The sequence below is a fragment of the Hymenobacter sedentarius genome (assembly GCF_001507645.1).
GTDB lineage: Bacteria > Bacteroidota > Bacteroidia > Cytophagales > Hymenobacteraceae > Hymenobacter > Hymenobacter sedentarius.
Genome location: NZ_CP013909.1, coordinates 93,064 through 111,134, shown reverse-complemented (window position 1 = coordinate 111,134; position 18,071 = coordinate 93,064). Strand labels below are relative to the sequence as shown.

The 18,071-nt window shown below is 60.8% G+C and carries 7 protein-coding genes and 1 pseudogene; 5 read left to right on the top strand and 3 right to left on the bottom strand.

What is annotated here, in order from left to right; all coding sequences use genetic code 11:
* Window positions 1-335 precede the first annotated feature (335 nt).
* Together AUC43_RS00445 and AUC43_RS00440 are read left to right on the top strand one after the other, a co-directional pair.
* Window positions 336-3,065, top strand: a complete 2,730-nt coding sequence (locus AUC43_RS00445; protein WP_068197990.1) for a S8 family peptidase — start codon at window positions 336-338, stop codon at window positions 3,063-3,065.
* A 932-nt stretch (window positions 3,066-3,997) separates the two neighbouring features.
* On the top strand, window positions 3,998-6,727 hold the full coding sequence (locus AUC43_RS00440; protein ID WP_068188351.1) for a S8 family peptidase: 2,730 nt from the start codon (window positions 3,998-4,000) through the stop codon (window positions 6,725-6,727).
* Between the two features lie 111 nt (window positions 6,728-6,838).
* Here AUC43_RS00440 and AUC43_RS00435 read toward each other — a convergent pair whose 3' ends face one another.
* From AUC43_RS00435 to AUC43_RS21360, 3 genes and pseudogenes are all read right to left on the bottom strand, one after another.
* Window positions 6,839-7,654 carry a Vgb family protein gene (locus AUC43_RS00435; protein WP_068188349.1) on the bottom strand — a complete coding sequence of 272 codons (816 nt, stop codon included), beginning with the start codon at window positions 7,652-7,654 and terminating at the stop codon, window positions 6,839-6,841.
* A 17-nt stretch (window positions 7,655-7,671) separates the two neighbouring features.
* Window positions 7,672-13,236: an alpha-2-macroglobulin family protein gene (locus AUC43_RS00430; protein WP_068188346.1), complete on the bottom strand. Its 5,565-nt coding sequence runs from the start codon at window positions 13,234-13,236 to the stop codon at window positions 7,672-7,674.
* 68 nt (window positions 13,237-13,304) lie between these two features.
* Window positions 13,305-14,074 (bottom strand): annotated as a pseudogene (locus AUC43_RS21360) (IS5 family transposase).
* A gap of 353 nt (window positions 14,075-14,427) precedes the next feature.
* Here AUC43_RS21360 and AUC43_RS00415 point away from each other — a divergent pair.
* From AUC43_RS00415 to AUC43_RS00405, 3 genes are all read left to right on the top strand, one after another.
* A complete protein-coding gene (locus AUC43_RS00415; RefSeq protein WP_068188337.1) occupies window positions 14,428-15,885 on the top strand; it encodes a L,D-transpeptidase scaffold domain-containing protein in 1,458 nt (485 codons plus the stop codon).
* Window positions 15,886-16,141: 256 nt separating this feature from the next.
* On the top strand, window positions 16,142-17,008 hold the full coding sequence (locus AUC43_RS00410) for a M28 family peptidase (RefSeq protein ID WP_068188335.1): 867 nt from the start codon (window positions 16,142-16,144) through the stop codon (window positions 17,006-17,008).
* Window positions 17,009-17,162: 154 nt separating this feature from the next.
* Window positions 17,163-18,068, top strand: coding sequence for a LysR family transcriptional regulator (locus AUC43_RS00405; protein WP_068188332.1), 906 nt, complete (start codon window positions 17,163-17,165; stop codon window positions 18,066-18,068).
* The last annotated feature ends 3 nt before the right edge of the window (window positions 18,069-18,071 follow it).

Here is an 18,071-nt window from a genome sequence, read left to right as displayed (position 1 = left end):
AAGGAGCTTTTGGAAATTGGATTAAATGGTGTCGGTACACGGGTTGGGTAAATAGCAATTATTTTAATTCGTTGCCAGCAGGGGCGGATTAGGAGGCTGCATTGAGCCAAATGCCAAAATTATTTTCATCAAAATGACTTTTTTTATATAAGTTTCAATTACGATGAAATCCGTGCTTAGGTATATTTCCGTAAATATTCCGTGTTCGGCAGGCAAGCTTCTTCCAGCCTTCCAGGTAAAAGCGCTACTCGTTCAGCTGTAGTACTCCCATGCCCGAAGCTGCCCCGCCAAACAAAATTCCTTTCACCAACCCCCACAATATTTCTCACTACTACATGAAGAACAAATTTATCGCAACCCTCCTGTTGGTGGGCTTCAAGGCCAGTACTTCGTTTGGCCAGGCTGTAGTCGACCCCGAACTGCGGGCCGCGTTTGCCACGAGCCCAACGGCCCAGGTAGTAGTAACGTTTAATGGTAGTGGGGCTCCGCAGGCTTCGCAGGTGCAGGCCCTGACGCAGCTAGGCATCACCCGCGGCATCACCATGCAGGCCCTCCCCATTGCCGGCGTGGTGGCCACCGCGGCCCAGGTGGATGCCTTGGCTCAAAACCCGGAAGTGCGCTCGCTGTACATTAATAAGCAGCTGGAGTTCTTTAACAATGGCGACACCAACCTAACGGGCGTGAAGCGGCTGCGTCTGGACGCGCAAACGACGGCCCGCAACAACGGAACACCGGTTTCGGGCCGGGGCATTGGCGTCTTGATTAACGACAGCGGCGTGGACGGTACGCACGAAGACATCAAGCTCGGCTCGCACCTGGTGCAGAACACCTTGGGCTCGACTAACCTCAACTCGGTGAGCAGCGTGTTGCCCGTGACCTACGTGGAAGGCGTGCCGAATACCGACAACAACTCCGGCCACGGCACGCACTGCGCCGGCACGGTAGGCGGCAACGGTTCCAAGTCGGGCGGTAAGTACGAAGGCGTGGCGCCGGGCGCTTCGCTGCTGGGCTACGGCTCGGGCGGCGCGCTGCTGGTGCTGGATGCCATCGGCGGCTTCGATTATGCCCTCACGCACCAGTTCCAGTACAACATCCGCGTGATCAGCAACTCGTTCGGCAGCAGCGGAACCTTCGATCCCAACGACCCCCTGAACGTAACCACCAAGCGCTGCTACGACCGCAACATGGTGGTGGTGTTTGCCGCCGGCAACTCCGGCCCGGGCGCCGACACCCACAACCCCTACGCCATTGCTCCCTGGACCATCTCGGTGGGCGCCGGGGATAGAAACGGCCAGCTTGCTTCTTTCTCGTCGCGCGGCGTGAAAGGCCAGCAGGGTACTTTTGTCGTCGACGGCCAGACCTGGACGTACAAGAACGAGCCCGTCATCACCGCTCCTGGCGTCGACGTGGTTTCCACCCGCACCCAAGCTCCGGTGCCCCTGCTGGGCGCTCAGAAAGATGCCGCCATGCTGACGGCTGCTGAACTGCCCTTCTACACCGTACTAAGCGGTACTTCCATGGCTACCCCGCACACCGCTGGCATTGTGGCCCTCATCCTAGAGGCCAAGCCGTCGATGACGCCGGCCCAAGTGAAGGAGCTGCTACAGAAAACCGCTACCAACATGCCCGGCCGCGAATCGTGGGAGGTGGGTGCTGGTTACGTCAACGCCTTTGCTGCCGTCGACCGCGCGTTCCGCGGCACGGATTTCGGCTCGACGGTGAATTCCACTCGCACCTTCAACAGCAGCGTTAATTCAATCGCTACGGTGTCGCCCTTCACCGTGAAGTATAATCCCGCTACCACGGCCTCCAACCAGTTTACCTTCAACGTGGCTAGCGGCGTGAACAGCATGGAAGCCAGCATCTCGACGTACGGCATCGAAGGCCAGACGGGCAACACGGTCAACCTGATTGTGCTGGACCCCACCGGCAAGCAGTACCGCTCGGGCATTCCCGTAGAATTTACGCTCACCCCCGGCCGTAGCGTGGCCGTGGCATCGCCGATGCCCGGCACCTGGACGCTGAAAGTAGACGGCCTCAACGGGGTAGCTGCTCCCGAAGACATCGACGGCAAGATTACCATGCAAACGCCGGCCGGTACTACCAACCTGAACGACATCGCCGGCGACCCCGCCGAAGCCGCTATCAAGATGGCTATTACCAACCGCCTCGTTGATGGTCTGCCCACCGGCTACAAGCCAAGCCAGGCCCTCACCCGCATTCAACTGGCCGAGTATCTGCTCATGGGCCAGGGCATCCGCCAGTTCCAGCCCACCAGTGGGGTGCGCTCGTTCAACGACATTTTATCGGCTAACGACATCTTGCTGACCGAATCGGTAGCCGCGCGTGGCGCTGCCCAACGCGACATGTACCACCAGTTCAACGGGGTGATGCTGCCCACGGCATCGGGAAGTTTCTCGCCCGCCGGCCTTGTGAGCCGTGCTTCTCTGGCCTACTCGCTGGTCCAGGCCCTGGGCTTCCAGGCGCAGGCCCTGGCCCGCAACGGCAAGGCCGTGACGGTGAACTACAACGGCAGCAAGGTGCCGCTCGATGACGCCGGCAACATCCCCGCCGGCCTGGAAGGCTACGTGAGCATCGCCCTGGAGCTGAACCTGATCAACGCCTACTTCTCCGTCACGCAGGGCCCCTACGACCTGCAGCCGGTGGTGCACGCCACTTTCAAGCCCACGCAGAGCGTGAGCCGCGGCGAGTTCGCCGTCATCGTCACCCGCACCTTCCCGCAGTACAACGCCATGACCCAGCCCACGGCCCAGGCCGCCACGGCCGGCTCCAGCACCACAACCACCGCTACCCAGCAAGTGGCCGCTTACCCCAACCCCTTCACGGGCAGCACCACCATCAGCTACGCGCTGGCTAAGGAAGGCCCCGTAAGCGTGGAGGTGTTCAACGCTATGGGTGCCAAAGTGCAGACCCTGGTAGTAGGCACCGAAGCGGCGGGCGTGCACCAGGTCAAGTTCGACGCGGCCAAGCTGGCTCGTGGTACTTACCTGTTCAAGGTGAAGACCGGTGAGTCGGTGACGACCAAGCGCCTGGTCGTGCAGTAAGCACGGCGAATACCGTCCATTTGAAAAAGGCCTGCTCGTAAGAGTAGGCCTTTTTTGTGCTTGCTGGCTTTTCGCAGCCGCTTATCCGAGCGGCCCCCAAAGGCAATTGCTGGTCTGGCTTAATAGATTAGAAACCGGCTTTATGGAGTGCCAGCAAGATTCCGGCAACTCGGCTTTCGTTCGCCACGGTTGCCTAGAGTTAGAGTATGTGTGTGGCACAGAGTCAGCCTATGGCTGCACAACGAGACGCCTTCAGAAGGGGATAGCCCAATTATGTCGCAGCAGCGTCATCACACCGAGTCGCATAACGCTAAAATAAACGAGGCGGGAAATTGAAAGCAATGTCACAAACCGCATTTTTTTTCAAGGAGCATAGACAACAAGGTTACCTGGGCTGATTTCAGTAAATAGATGATTAACAGGTAAATGTAATTGTACATTTCCAGTGTTGGTACATTTAAATTTATTATTTTACACGTAATTGATTGTGCTTTTATTTTACTAGCCTGCCGTCTTAACTGTCTTGGTTCGGGGCTGAATTTCCTTTTTCACAAAGAAAAAGGGCTATAATATTGTGAAGCCTTGAGAGGATGCTGCCAACGGCCCTTTTCCTTCCTCCTAAGCATGCGTAATGGCCCGGTCTCGCCTAAGGAGTGATGCGACATTTATCGGCAAAACAGCTTCTTGTTGAGATTATGATATCGGATTGCTGTGTCCCAAAATTATTTTTAGTCAAGGCGCAAAATTTATAAAAAAACCATTATTCATGAAATCCACATAATAGGCTTCATTCGTACAGGCTACGTGGTCGATAGAGGACCAACTGGCAGACTGTTTCAACAAGCGAGAATGCTTACTTAAATACCCTCTTTCGTTCCTCACCGCATACCAGTTTTCTTTTCACCAACCCCCACAATATTTCTCACTACTACATGAAGAACAAATTTATTGCAACCCTCCTGTTGGTGGGCTTCAAGGCCAGTACTTCGTTTGGCCAGGCTGTAGTCGACCCCGAGCTGCAAACCGCGTTTGCAACCAGCCCCTTGGCTGAAGTTGTGGTGACCTTTAATGGTAGTGGGGCTCCGCAGCCCGAGCAGGTAGCCTTTCTGCGGCAGTTGGGCATTACCACGGGCATCACGATGCAGGCCCTCCCCATTGCCGGCGTGGTGGCCACCGCGGCCCAGGTAGATGCCCTGGCGCACAATCCGGAAGTGCGCTCGCTGTACATTAATAAGCAACTGGACTATTACAACTTTGAGGATACCAACCTGACGGGCGTGAAGCGGCTGCGTCTGGACGCGCAAACGACGGCCCGCAACAACGGAACACCGGTTTCGGGCCGCGGCATTGGCGTCTTGATTAACGACAGCGGCGTGGACGGCACGCACGAAGACATCAAGCTCGGCTCGCACCTGGTGCAAAACACCTTGGGTACCACCAACCTCAATTCCAAGAGCAGCATGCTGCCCGTGACCTACGTGGAAGGCGTGCCGAACACCGACAACAACTCCGGCCACGGCACGCACTGCGCCGGCATCGTGGGCGGCAACGGCGCCAGGTCGTCGGGCAAGTACGAAGGCGTGGCGCCGGGCGCTTCGCTGCTAGGCTACGGCTCGGGCGGCGCGCTGCTGGTGCTGGATGCCATCGGCGGCTTCGATTATGCCCTCACGCACCAGTTTCAGTACAACATCCGCGTGATCAGCAACTCGTTTGGGACGTCGGGTGCCTTTAACCCCAACAGCCCGATAAACGTGGCTACCAAGCGCTGCTACGACCGCAACATGGTGGTGGTGTTTGCCGCCGGCAACTCCGGCCCGGGTGCCGATACGCACAACCCCTACGCCATCGCGCCCTGGACCATCTCGGTGGGTGCCGGCAACCGTTTTGGTACGCTGGCGCCCTTTTCGTCGCGCGGCGTGAAAGGCCAGCAAGGCACTTTTGTCGTCGACGGCCAGACCTGGACGTACAAGAACGAGCCCGTCATCACCGCTCCCGGCGTCGACGTGGTTTCGACCCGCACCCAGGGACCGGTAGCATCGCTGGGCGCCCAAACGGATGCCGCTCTACTAACTCCGGCCGAAGTGCCGTTCTACACGCACATGAGCGGTACCTCGATGGCTACGCCGCACGTGGCGGGTGTGGTGGCCCTCATTCTGGAAGCCAAGCCGTCGATGTCGCCGGCCCAGGTAAAAGAACTGCTTCAAAAGACGGCCACCAACATGCCCGGCCGTGAGGCCTGGGAAGTAGGCGCCGGTTATATCAACGCCTTTGCCGCCGTCGACCGCGCGTTCCGCGGCACCAACTTTGGCTCGACGGTGAATTCGACCCGCACTTTCAACAGCAGCGTGAATTCGCTGGCGACGGAAGCGCCTTTCACCATCAACTTCAACCCGGCTACTACGGCAACCAACCAGTTCACCTTCCAGGTGGCGTCGGGGGTCAACAGCCTGGAAGCTAAGATTTCTTCGCCCGGCGTATTGGGCGAAACTGGCAACACGACCAACCTGATTGTGCTGGACCCCAACGGCAAGCAGTACCGCTCGGGCATTCCCGTTACGTTCTCGCTGAGCACCGACCGCGGCGTGGCCGTGACTTCGCCCATGGCCGGCACCTGGACCCTGCGTGTGGAAGGCCTGAACGGCGTAGCTGCTCCGGAAACCATCAAGGGCAAGATTACGATGCAGACTCCCACGGGTACCACCAACCTGAACGACATCGCCGGCGACCCCGCCGAAGCCGCTATCAAAATGGCTATTACCAGCCGGTTGGTCGATGGTCTGAGCAGTGGCTACCAGCCCAGCGCTCCGCTTACCCGCCTGCAGCTGGCCGACTACCTGCTCATGGGCCAGGGCATCCGCCAGTTCTCGGCTACCGATGGCTCGCGGGTATTCTCCGATGTGACGTCGGCCGCCGACATTCTGCTGACCGAGTCGGTAGTAGCTCGCGGTGCTGCCCAGCGCGACCGCCTGCACCAGTTCAATGGCGTGATGCTGCCCACGGCGAGCGGAACCTTCTCGCCCAATACCGCAGTGACCCGTGCTTCGCTGGCTTATTCGCTGGTGCAGGGCCTCGGCTTCCAGAACGAGGCGCTGGCCCGCAACGGCAAGGCTGTAACGGTGACGGTGAACGGTACCAAAGTGCCCCTCGACGATGCTGCCAGCATCCCCGCCGGCCTGGAAGGCTACGTGAGCATTGCCCTCGACCTGAACCTCATCAACGCCTACTACTCGCTGACGCAGGGCCCTTACGATTTCCAGCCCGTACTGCACGCTACCTTCAAGCCCAGCCAGACGGTGTCGCGCGGTGAGTTCGCCGTTATCGTAACCCGCACCTTCCCGCAGTACAACGCCATGACCCAGCCCACGGCCCAGGCCGCCACGGCCGGCTCCAGCACCACAACCACCGCTACCCAGCAAGTGGCCGCTTACCCCAACCCCTTCACGGGCAGCACCACCATCAGCTACGCGCTGGCCCAGGAAGGACCGGTAAGCGTGGAAGTGTTCAACACGCTGGGCGCCAAAGTGCAGACCCTGGTGGTGGGCACCCAGGCAGCTGGCCCGCACCAAGTGAAGTTCGACGCGGCCAAGCTGGCCCGCGGCACCTACCTCTTCAAGGTGAAAACCGGCGAAACGGTTTCGACCAAGCGCCTGGTCGTGCAGTAAGCACGGCGAATACCGTCCATTTGAAAAAGGCCTGCTCCACGGAGCAGGCCTTTTTTTGTGTTGTCTAATATTGGTGGGCCCTAGCTGACTGGCTTGAGCTGAAGGACAATGCTACTGCCTGGCGCTTTCCGTTATGTGGCGAACTCGCGCCTGGGCTCCTGCATATTCTAACACCCAGAAGCTGCCGTTAGCCGCCTGCACGATGCCGGTGGGCTGCCAGGGCTTGGGCGATTGAAAGAGGGTCTCGACTTTGCCGTTGGCCCGAACGCGCAGGTAGCGGCGGCCTTCCAGGTCGGCCACGTAGACATTGCCGCGGACGTCGGGCCATATGCCCATCAGCGCGTGCCGTCCGTTGGTAGGCGCCAGGTGGCGGGCTACGGTGCGCACATTTCCTTTTGTATCGATTCGCAGCAATTCGCCCCCTGAAGCCACGTACACACTGTTGTCGGGCGCGACGGCCAGCTGATTCACGATGTAGGGAAATGTGTAATGAGGTACCAGGCGGCGCAGCTGGCCGCTCGGGGTGCGCTGGTAAACCTGATTGTTCTGGCCTTCCACGTGGTGCAGGAAGTACGTGGCCCCCGCGGTGTCGCGCACAATGCCGTAGTCTTCGCGGAAGCCATCGGTCCAGGGGCGCACGTCGCTTATTTGGCCTGTTGGGCTACGCTTCCAGAGCCGGTGGCGCCATTTGCCGCTTTCGTAGCGGCTGTCTTCGCCGTACAGGTTGCCGGCCTGGTCAAAGGCCAGCTCGTGGGTGTGCACGTGGGCTACCGCAATGGTCTTCCGGCCCGCCGCATCAATGCGCCAGACGTTTTCCAGGTCGGTGTAGTACACGTTGCCTTGCCGGTCGAGCACAATGCCCCAGCCCGGGTGGGCCCAGGCCGCGCCTGGCAGCAGCAGAAACAGCAGGAGCCAAAAGCGCTTCATGGGTTCATGGAATGAGGTTATTTCACACGCACTGTGCCGGCGCCGTTGTAGGAGTGGTACTCGGCGTTGTACATGGCATCGGCGTTGACTGGGCCGAGCTTGAAGGTGCCTTTGCTCACGGCGCGGGCTAGGTAGTAGAACGACTTAGGCTTTTCGGTGGCAGTGGTGAAGAAGTTAATCCGGTCGTCGCGCACGTCGAGGTAGTCGGGTTGGGTGGCGTCTTTGGCCCAGTCCAGTTCGCGCACCGCGCCGATGCGGGAGTTTTCGATTTCCAGGCCGGCGGGCAGCAGGTCGGTGATGGCTACGTTCTTCACGGTGCCGGCCGCGTCGCCGGCTTTGATGGTGATTTTAACCACCACCAAATCATTCTGGCGGAAGGTGGGCGTGAGCAGAGGATGTCCGGCGCGGTTCAGAAACTGGCGACGTACTTTCAGGTAGCTGTCTTCCTCCTTCACTTTTCCGCTGGCCGAAATACCTTCGGTTTCCCAGAAGTAGTAGAGGTTGCCGCTGCCGGTGGTGCGCAAACTCAGGGCGCGGTTGGCTACGTTGGGTATCGTCAAATCTTTACCGGTGAAGCTGCCCAGGGCTTTGCCATTGGCCGAAACCGTAGCGGTGGCGGTGCTCTTGACGTCTCGCTTGGCAATTTTGCCCAGGGCTAGCAGGGCGAAGGCGCGCTCCTGGGTGTTGAGCCAGCCGGCGGTGCGCAGCCGGCGGCTGAGCTGCCGGGCCAGTTCCAGTACTTGCGGGTTGTTGGGGTCGGTTTCTATAAGCGCATTCAGCACAAGGCCCTGGTCGCGGATGGGGGAGTAGAACGAGCCGTCCAGTGCACGCTTGGCTGCCGTTTCGCCGCCGAACTTGGTGGGGAGCAGGGCCCGGAACTGGCGCTGGTTGCCGAGCAGGGCGTGGGTGCAGGCCAGCAGAAACTTGGAGTCTTCGGCCAGCAGCTGGCGGTTGGCTTTGTAGTAGTTCAGGGCCACGGCGTCCTGGCGGCCAGCCAGGGCCAGCACGTAGAGCGAGTAGGCAATTTCTTTGCTGGCGATGGTTTTCTCGCGGGCGATGTTGCTCACGTCGAAGTACCGGTAGGGCTCGGTTTCGCGCTTTTTGAGGCGGAACTGCAGGTAGCGCAGGGTTTTGTCGAGCACCGATTTGTTCACCGCAAAACCGGCTCGTTGGGCTTCTTGTAGGAAGTGGGCGGCATAGGCCGTGGCCCACCAGTTGTCGTAGTCGCCGCCGGGCCAGTAGCTCAGGCTGCCGTTGTAGAGCTGCATCGCCTCAATCTTGCGGATGGCCTCCTGTACGTGGTAGTTGGGATTGTAGCGCTGGGTTTTGGCCGTGGCGCCAGTTTTCTGCTGCAAAGTGGCCGCCAAATCGGCGTAGTACAGCTGCGGGAACGCGGCAGACACGGTTTGCTCCAGGCAGCCGTAGGGGTATTGCAGCAGGTAGCGCAAGTCCTTGCTGAACTCCGTGAGGGGCGAGCGGCTAATGACCAGTCGGCTGGTGAGCGAAGCGGGCAGGAAGTCGGTTTTCAGGTTGAGCGGGAGCGAGGCGCCGCCTGCTAGTACGCCGCTGCCGGTGCGCTTTTCGAGCGAGGCGGCGGGGCGAATGGGAAAATCTATTGCTTCAGAAAGAACAAAAACCGGTTTTCTTGCTTGATGAGCGTCTTTGTAATCGTCGCGCTGATAAGCACTAACTACAACCTTTACTGAGCCCTCACCTATAGTTTTTGCTATAAAGCGAAAAAAAACGCGACACTCAAATTGAGGCTGAACAACTTCAGGAGGTGCAAAATTGCCATTATAAATTACCGTGGGTGTTTCAATTGCAGGTATTTTAATTAAAGAGTTGTGTTGAAGTTCGGCGAATAATGCAAGTGGCTTGCTCGTAGTATTCGTTAGTGTCACTGGCACATCAATCGTGTCGCCTGGGCTTGCAAACCGTGGCAGCGCTGTGGAAATCACCACCGGGTCGGCCACCTTCATCGTGTACTCGGCGCTGCCAAAAGCATCGTCCTTATAGGCCACGGCCATGATGCGCAGGGCACCTGAAAACTGCGGCACGCGCACGCGGTAGCGCACTTTGCCGGCGGCATCGGCGGTGAGGACGCCGCTCCATTTGGCCACAAGTTTCACGCGGCGGTTGGGCACGGGGTTGGTGCGGCGGCGCAGGTCGGCGGCGTCGCCTCCGCTGCTGCTGGTGCCCAGCTCGGGCAGCAGAAAAGGGTACATGTCGAAGGCCGACACTTCCAAGGCGCGCTTCTGGTAAAAGTAGCCGTAGGGGTCGGGCGTGCGGTAGTTTTTGATTTGCAGAATGCCCTCGTCCACCACGGCCAGCGTGACCTGGGCGCGGGGCGCGGTGGTGATTTCCACCGTCTGGAACATCTGCGAGCGGCTGGCGGCTGGCGCGGCAATGGCCACCGCGAGGCGGGCGCCGGGCTTTTCCACCGTGAGCGGCACGAAGCCGCGGGCCACGGTGAGCGGCAGGCGGTTGTCGGAAATGGCGCGGATGGCCGTGGCCGTCACGTACACGTTGGGCACGTGCTCGGCCTTGATGGGAATTTTGACCTGGGCCGATTTCTGGTCGGTGGTTACGTAGAAATGGTCGAGCACGCGGCCCCGCTCCACGGTCACGAGCACGCGGCCGGCGAAGGGCGTTTTCAAGAGCAGGTTGGCGGTTTCGCCGGGCTCGTACTTGGCTTTGTCGGCCTCGATGGTTACTTCGCCCTCGTTGTTCACCTCGAAGGAATTGGCCTGGGTGTCGCCGTAGCCATAGGCGTAGAAGCGCTGCGCCACGTAGCTCAGGGCGCCGGGCCGGCTGATGCGCACCTCGTATTCGCCCGAGTACAGCGGCGTGAAGCTGAACGGCGTGCCGTTGCCCACGGCTTGCGTGCGGCTCAATATCGTTTGCTCGCGCTGCTGCGAATTGTAGACGTAGCGGCCGCCCTGGCGCTCGAGCACGGTTTCCCAGAGCAGGCGCACCAGCTTCACCTGGGCCTGGGCGCTGGTGGGCTGGCCCTGCGACGTGAGGGCCAGCAGGCGCACGGCGGTGGCCTGGCGCGTGCTCATCAGCTCCGGAATTTCCTGGATGCCGAACATCGTGGCCTGGGTTTGCACATCGAAGGTGGCAAGGCGGTTTACGGGCCGGCCGGTTTCGTCGAACACCGTGGCGAAGGCCACGCCTTCCAGCGTGCCGAGGTCGCGCACTTCGGGCACGTCGTAGGTGGCGGTGGCTCGGCCGGCGGCATCGGTCACGCCCTCGCGCACGGTTTTTTCGAAGCGCGAAGCGGGTTTGCTGGCGCTTTCTTCGTCGCTTTCCGACGTGGTTTTGCGCCGCTCGCCGCTGTTGATTTCAAAGGAGTAACCTGGGAAATTCTTGGGCTGAAACGTCTTTTCTTTCAGCGAAAACTCGACCTCAAACTTGCGGTCGGCCGCGGGCGGGCCAAACAGGTTTTGGGCGTTGATGGTGGCCGTCACGGTCTGGCCGGGCTGCAGCACGGCGGGCGCGGCCGTTACGCTCACCTTCAGGCGGTCGGGGATGAATTCTTCCACGCTGATTTGCTTGGACGTCAGCATAATGTCGTTGCCGGTCAGCACTTCCAGGGTGTAGAGGCCGGTCATTACGGCCGGCGGCAGGATGAAGCGGCTTTCGAAGGAGCCGGCCTGGCTCAATTTCTGGCGCAGGCTGCTGTATTCCTTGCCCGTGGGCAGCAGCAGGCGAATTTTGACGGGCAGGTTGGCAGGCGGCGTTTGCCAGTCTTCGGTGCGCACCACGGTGTTGGTGCGCACGGTGTCGCCGGGGCGGTACAGGTTGCGGTCGCCGTAGAGGAAGGCTTGGTAACGGGCGGCATTGCTGGTGAGGCCGCCCACTTCGAAGCGCGAGGTTTCGACGCGGCTTTTGGCCAGGTCCAGGAAGGTGAAATCGGCGCCTTTCACGGCCGTCACCATGCCAAGCTTGAAGCGTTTCATGCTGGCGGCCGAGTCGAAGGCGGCCACGCCGGCCGCGTTGGTCGTCACGGTGCCGATTACTTGGTTGTTGCTGCTCACCAGGTTCACCGTCACGTCGGCCAGCGGTTGGGCCGTGCGGATGGAATTGGCGAACACCAGCGTGCCGCCGGTGGCGCCCTGCTTCACAATCAGCCCCACATCAGTCACGGCCACCAGCTTGCTCACCTGCAGCCACTGGCGCTCAGTGTCCTGCACGCGCACCACGTACAGCCCCTTCATGGCCCCCTGAAACTCCAGGGCTTTGAGGTCCAGGTTCAGCAGGCGCAAGCCGCCCGACTTGGGCAAGCCGCTGACCGAAATAGTGCGCTCGGAAATGACGCTGCCGATGTTCTCGGTGTCGTAGTAGCGGAAGCTGCGGTCGATGTATTCGCCGTTCTCGTCCTGGTTGCTGCCTTCGTCCATCCCTTCGTCATCGTCGTAGCGGGGGTAGCCGTAGGAGGGCTCGCCGCGCAGCAGCTGTTGGATGTTGTTGGCGTAAACCTTCGCAATGGTCACCTTCACTTTCTGCACCTCATTGATGCGCAGGCCCAGGTTGCGGGTGCCCAGGGCATCGAGGTACATGGCTTTTTCGCCGCTGGCAAAGCTGATACTGGGCCGCTCGGCGGCGAAGGAAACCGACTGGCTGTAGGGTTCAAACAACTGCCCGCCCAGCAGCCCGCGCGCCCCGGAGGCCAAGGTCACCTGGTAGGTTTTGCCCACTTGGAAATTGCCCTTCAGCGCAAAGCCGCTTTCCAGCGCCTCGATGGCAAAGGGCGCGCTGGGCGACACTTTCAGCGAGGTCTGAATGTCCGAAATCGCCACCGGTTGGTTGGTGAGCACCGTCACCACGGCCTCGCCGTTCACGAGCGAGCCCGTCAGCTCGCGCACTTCCAGCACCTGCGGCTCGGGCACTTCGAGTTGAGCTAAAAGGGGCTTTTCGGTGGGTTTTCCGCCGACAGCGGGCGTGAGGCCGGGCGCCACTTCCACCGTGAGGGCCGCGCCAGGCTTCACTTCTTGGGCAAAGCTGAGGCCCAATATCTTGTCCGGCTCGGCCGTGATGAGCTGCACGGCCACGGGCTTGCCGTCCTGGGTCACATGCAGGCGGGGGCGTAGGTCGGCTGGCCGCACGGGGTAGTTGAACACGAGGTTGGCGCGCAGCTCGGCTGTGCCCGCGGCCTTGGTCGAGCGGCCGTAGAACACCTGCGGCGTGGCCATGCTCAGGTAGGGCGTGTGGAAGCGCCGGCGGTTGAGCGCCAGCTGCTGCTTGCCGCTGGGCAGGGTTTGGGCTTGCAGCGCGGCATCAAACACGGTGCTGGGCCGAAAGGGCTCCAGCGGCGAAAACGTCAGCTCCCGGTCGCCGGTCCACTTGAACTTGCCGCGCACGGCCGGCGAAAACCGCACGTACTGCGTGGTGTCCCAGCGGTTGAGCTGGGCATCAGGTACCACGGCTTCATCGAAGGTGAAGACCAGATTGGAATACGGGTCGATTTCTTCGCCGTCGGACTGCTCGGTGGCGACCTGTTCCCGGGTCGACTTTTTGGAGCACGAAAAAGCCACCAGCAGCAACAGCAGCAGCGGCAGAATACGGAAGCGAACCAGCATGGGAAGAGGAGGGTAAAATCGTCCGTAAGGTAGTGTTTCGCGCCTATATAGCTAGGGAGTGTTTACAGTTAGAGCCAGGTTAAAGCTGCAACTAAGCAGCAAGTAGCAAAGTAGTTGGCGGCGCGTTTGTCGAATCGGGTAGCTACGGCCCGAAAGCGTTTTAAGCCATTAATAGCCCGTTCGATGTGGTTGCGCTCTTTGTAGCTTTCAGCGTCATGCGCCAACGGGACCGTGCGGTTTTTCTTGCCGGGAATCACGGCCGTGGCCCCTGCCTGCTGGATTTGGGCGCGCACGTAGCCCGCGTCGTAGGCCCGGTCGGCCAGCACCGCCTGCCCCGGGCGCAAGTGCTGCACCAGCAACCCGAGCGCTTGCGGGCAATCCCCCGCGTGGCCCCCGGTCAGGGCCAGGGCGCAAATGCGGCCCTGCGCGTCGCAACTCAGGTGGAGTTTGGTCGTGAAGCCGCCGCGGCTGCGGCCGAGCGCCTGCCCGCAAGGGCTGTCTTTTTTTTCGCGCCGGCGGCCACCTGGTGCGCCCGTACGGTGGTGGAATCGACCAGCAGGCGGTGCAAGCCGGCTTCCTGTTGCACTTGGGCCAGCACCCGGGGCCATACCCCGGCTTGCCGCCAGCGGCGAAACCGGGCGTACACCGTGTGCCAGGGCCCAAACCGCTCGGCCGGCAAATCACGCCACGAGACGCCGCAACGGGCCCGCCAGAGCACGGCTTCCACGAACAAGCGCGTGTCTTTGGCCGTCGTGCCCGGCGAACTTTCTTGGCCCGGCAGCAACGGCGAAAGCTTCGCCCACTGCGCATCGGTCAATAAACTCCGGTCTTTATTCATGCTCAAAGGTCGACCTTAACTGTAAACACTCCCTAGGCCTGTTTTCTTCTGGCGACAGCCTGGCCAGGCGGCCATTTTCCGCTTTATATCCGGCAAGTGGCTTGACTAAATAGTCAAGTATTCAACTGGCTTACTGGGCTACTACTTCGCGGGGTGTTATTGTAATTTACCATTTAAATTTAGTAAATTAGGTGGCGATAGGAGAGGGGATTGGCTTCGTTTTGAAAAGAAACCAGAACCAAAACAAACCGTATTTTTTTAAAGCCAGCCAAACTGGCCCGATGATTTACCCGGCTAATCAACGACGTGATTAATTGATTTTCGAATGATAAGAACCTTTACGCTACTTGTTTATGCAACTGATAGGGCACCTGCTGTTGGCCTTATTGCTGACACTGGCCGCCGCCAGCCCAGCACGTAAGCCCCAACCACTATTGCGCGCGCACCTAGCTGAACCATCAGCCCAATCCGCGCCCGACTCGCTGCCGCTCCGCATCCGGGCATTACTGGCCGACACCGCCGTGACCGCGGGCCACCGGCCCTTGCTCTGCCACGACGGGCGCGGAACCAATGCCTTTTACAGCCGGCGCGACTATGCCCCGGCCTGGAGTGCGGGTTCCCAGGTCAGCGCATCGGGCCATGCGGCACTGGCCCTGCTGCAGAAGGTCGAAGAATATGGGCTTCAGCCCAATAACTACCACGTGCCCGCCCTGCAGGCTTTGGCCAAATCGATTGGGCCAGCCGGGGCGTCGGCGCGCCAACGCATTCGCCAGGCCCGCTTCGAGATCCTGCTCACCGATGGCCTGCTGCGGTTTGCGCTGCATTTGCGCCGGGGCCAGCTGCGGGAGCTCAAGCCTTCGCCCCTGGAAAAGGCCGACTCGCTTTTTGAGCCGTCCGCCTGGCTGGCCCGGGCCCTGGAGGCGCCCGAATTTGTGCCCGAGCTGCTGCGCTGCCAGCCCCAGCAGCGGGAGTACCAGCAGCTGCAGCAGGCGTTGGCCCGCTGGCGCCAGCGGCCCCTGGGGCGCGATTCGGTGCGTATCCGGCGGGCCCAGCAGCTGGCGCTCACGCTGGAGCGCTGGCGTTGGCAGGCCATTCCCGATTCCAACTACGTGCTGGTAAACCTGCCGGCCTACGCGCTGGAAGTGGTGCACGGCGACACCGTATTGCAAACCCACCGCCTCGTTATCGGCAAGCCCGAGAGCCCCACGCCTACGCTCAGCAGCAAGCTCCGCGTCTTTACCCTGGCCCCCGAGTGGCGGGTGCCCTACAGCATTGCCACCGAGGAAATTCTGCCCCGCTTGCGGGATAACCCGCGGTACGCGGCCCGGCATAATTTTTCCATCTACAATGCCCAGGGCGAGCTAATAGACCCCACCGAGGTAGACTGGTGGGACGTCCGGAAGAAGCGGTTCTACTACACCATTCGTCAGAATCCTGGCCCAGGCAATGCCTTGGGCTCGGTTATTTTCCGCTTCCGCAACCCCTACGAAGTGTACCTGCACGCCACCTACGACACCCGCGATTTCAAACGGCCCTACCGGGCGCTGGGCCACGGCTGCATGCGCATGGAGCGCCCCATGGAGCTGGCTTCCTACCTGGTAGGGGCCGACAGCCTGCGGGCCACGCTGCCCTCCGAGGCCGAGCTGGCGGCCGCCCCCGTCCCGCGCCGCGTCACGCTCGCGCACCCCGTGCCGCTGCATGTGCGCTACGCAACCTGCGCTGTGGTGGCGGGCCAGCTGCGTTTCTACGCCGATGTGTACAAGCAGGACGAAGCCCTGCGCCAGCAGCTATTTGGGCGCGGCGTGAACTGATGCTGGCCGGGTTGGCCATGGTGTAGAGACGCGACACTTGGCTACGCCGACCTTCGGTTCGCGTCTCGGCGTCCGCGCCGTTCGAGCATTCCCATTGCGGCGTAATTGTTCAACGCCGAAACGAGAAGTGTCGCGTCTCTACATTGTTCGGTTGAGCTATATAGCCTCACAAGTCCCCACTTTTATTAAGCTCAACTAACCCACCGCTTGCTTTCGCTACCGTATAGTTTTGCGAGTCCATCCCGCCCCGCTTGCTATGCCCGCCGACCAAAGCCGCCTCCATGCCGACGTTGCCTTTCTCACCAACCTGCACCCGGCCCGCAATTGCCACAACCTGCAGTCCTTGAACAAGGCGGCCGACTACATCAAGGGCTGCTTTGAAAAGCTCCAAACCACCGTTTCGGAGCAGGCCTTCCTGGCCGATGGCCGGCGCTACCGCAACATCATCGCCTCTTTCGGTCCGCCCGAGGCCGAGCGCCTCATCGTGGGCGCGCACTACGACGTGTGCGGCGACCAGCCCGGCGCCGACGACAATGCCAGCGCCGTGGCCGGCCTGCTCGAAACCGCCCGCCTGCTCCACCTGAGCCGGGCGCCGCTCCGGCACCGCATCGATTTTGTCGCTTATGCCAACGAGGAGCCGCCCTACTTCGCCACCGAGCACATGGGCAGCGCCGTGCACGCCCGCGCCCTGCACGCCGCCAAAGCCAAGGTGCGCGGCATGCTGTGCTACGAAATGATAGGCTACTTCAGCGACGAGCCCAACTCGCAAAGCTTCCCCAACGAAGCCCTGGCCCAGCTGTACCCCAGCACCGGCAACTTCATCGTCGTCGTGGGCAAAACCGGCCAGGAAGCTTTCACGCAGCAAGTGCAGGCCCTGATGCAGCCCCACGCCGGCACCCTCGACGTGCAGCGCATCAACTTGCCCGAAGCTCTGGGCGGCCTGGCCGGATTATCCGACCACCGCAACTACTGGGCCCAGGGCTACAACGCCGTGATGATTAACGACACGTCTTTTCTGCGCAACCCCCACTATCACCAGAAATCGGATACCATCGAAACACTCGATTTCCCGCGCATGGCCCAGGTGGTAGATGGCGCATTCGGAGCTCTGCTGGGGTTGTAGAGGCGAAGTAACAGCAGATATAAAGCACGTCATGCTGAGCGGAGCCGAAGCATCTCGCTCGGGGTAGTAATTTCATTGATTGAGTTACTTGCGTTGGCGAGATGCTTCGGCTCCGCTCAGCATGACGTGCTGTTCATTCATAACCCTGATTCCCTTGCTCTCCCATCCGCACGAAGTTTTTCTCGAAGTAGCCCAACGGCTCAGTTTCACTAAAGCCAGCCAGGCTTTGTTCATCAGCCAGTCGGCTGTGAGCAAGCAGGTGAAGGCGCTGGAGGAGCACTACAAAACCGGCCTGTTTGAGCGCATGGGCAGCAGCATTCAGCTCACGCCCGCCGGCCTGAAGCTCTACCAAAAGCTGCTGCAGGCCAAGCAGCTGCAGCAGGAGCTGCACCAGGAAATGAGCGAGCTGAGCACGGCCTTCGCGCCGGCCATGCACTTGCTGATTGGGGCCAGCACCACCATTTCGCTCTACGTGCTGCCGCCCGTGGTCTCGGCTTACCTGCGCCTGCACCCCAACCGCCAGCTCAGCCTCAAAAACCGCAACTCCGACAACATCCTGCGCGCCCTGCTCGACCACGAAATTGAGCTGGGCATCATCGAAGGCATCCACAAAGTGAGCAACGTGACCTACACGCCCCTGCTCACCGACGACGTGGTGGCCGTGTGCGCCGCCCACAACCCGCTCGAACACCGCACCCTCGAAGTGCACGACCTGCTTACCACGCCGCTGGCCCTGCGCGAGGATGGCTCCGGCACGCTGGCTGTGTTGGAAGAGGCTCTGGCCCGGCACCGTATCAAGCTGGCGGCCCTACCGGTACGCGTGCGCATGGGCGGCACCGAAGCCCTCAAGAACTTTGTGCGGGTGGATAGCTGCCTGGCTTTTTTGCCCCGCCAGGCCGTGACGAAAGAGCTGGCCTCGGGCGAGTTTTCAGAAGTGAAAATCAATAATTTTCCCTTGAAAAGGGAGTTCAACTTTATTCAGCGCAAGGGTACTGAGAACAACGCGCCTTACAAGGATTTTCTGCTTTTTACCAAGCGCTACTATTCCCAGAAGGCATAGCCT

Coding starts and splice junctions, on each gene's coding strand:
- AUC43_RS00445 (WP_068197990.1), top strand. CDS start 336: ATGAAGAACAAATTTATCGCAACCCTCCTGTTGGTGGGCTTCAAGGCC.
- AUC43_RS00440 (WP_068188351.1), top strand. CDS start 3,998: ATGAAGAACAAATTTATTGCAACCCTCCTGTTGGTGGGCTTCAAGGCC.
- AUC43_RS00435 (WP_068188349.1), bottom strand. CDS start 7,654: ATGAAGCGCTTTTGGCTCCTGCTGTTTCTGCTGCTGCCAGGCGCGGCC.
- AUC43_RS00430 (WP_068188346.1), bottom strand. CDS start 13,236: ATGCTGGTTCGCTTCCGTATTCTGCCGCTGCTGCTGTTGCTGCTGGTG.
- AUC43_RS00415 (WP_068188337.1), top strand. CDS start 14,428: ATGCAACTGATAGGGCACCTGCTGTTGGCCTTATTGCTGACACTGGCC.
- AUC43_RS00410 (WP_068188335.1), top strand. CDS start 16,142: ATGCCCGCCGACCAAAGCCGCCTCCATGCCGACGTTGCCTTTCTCACC.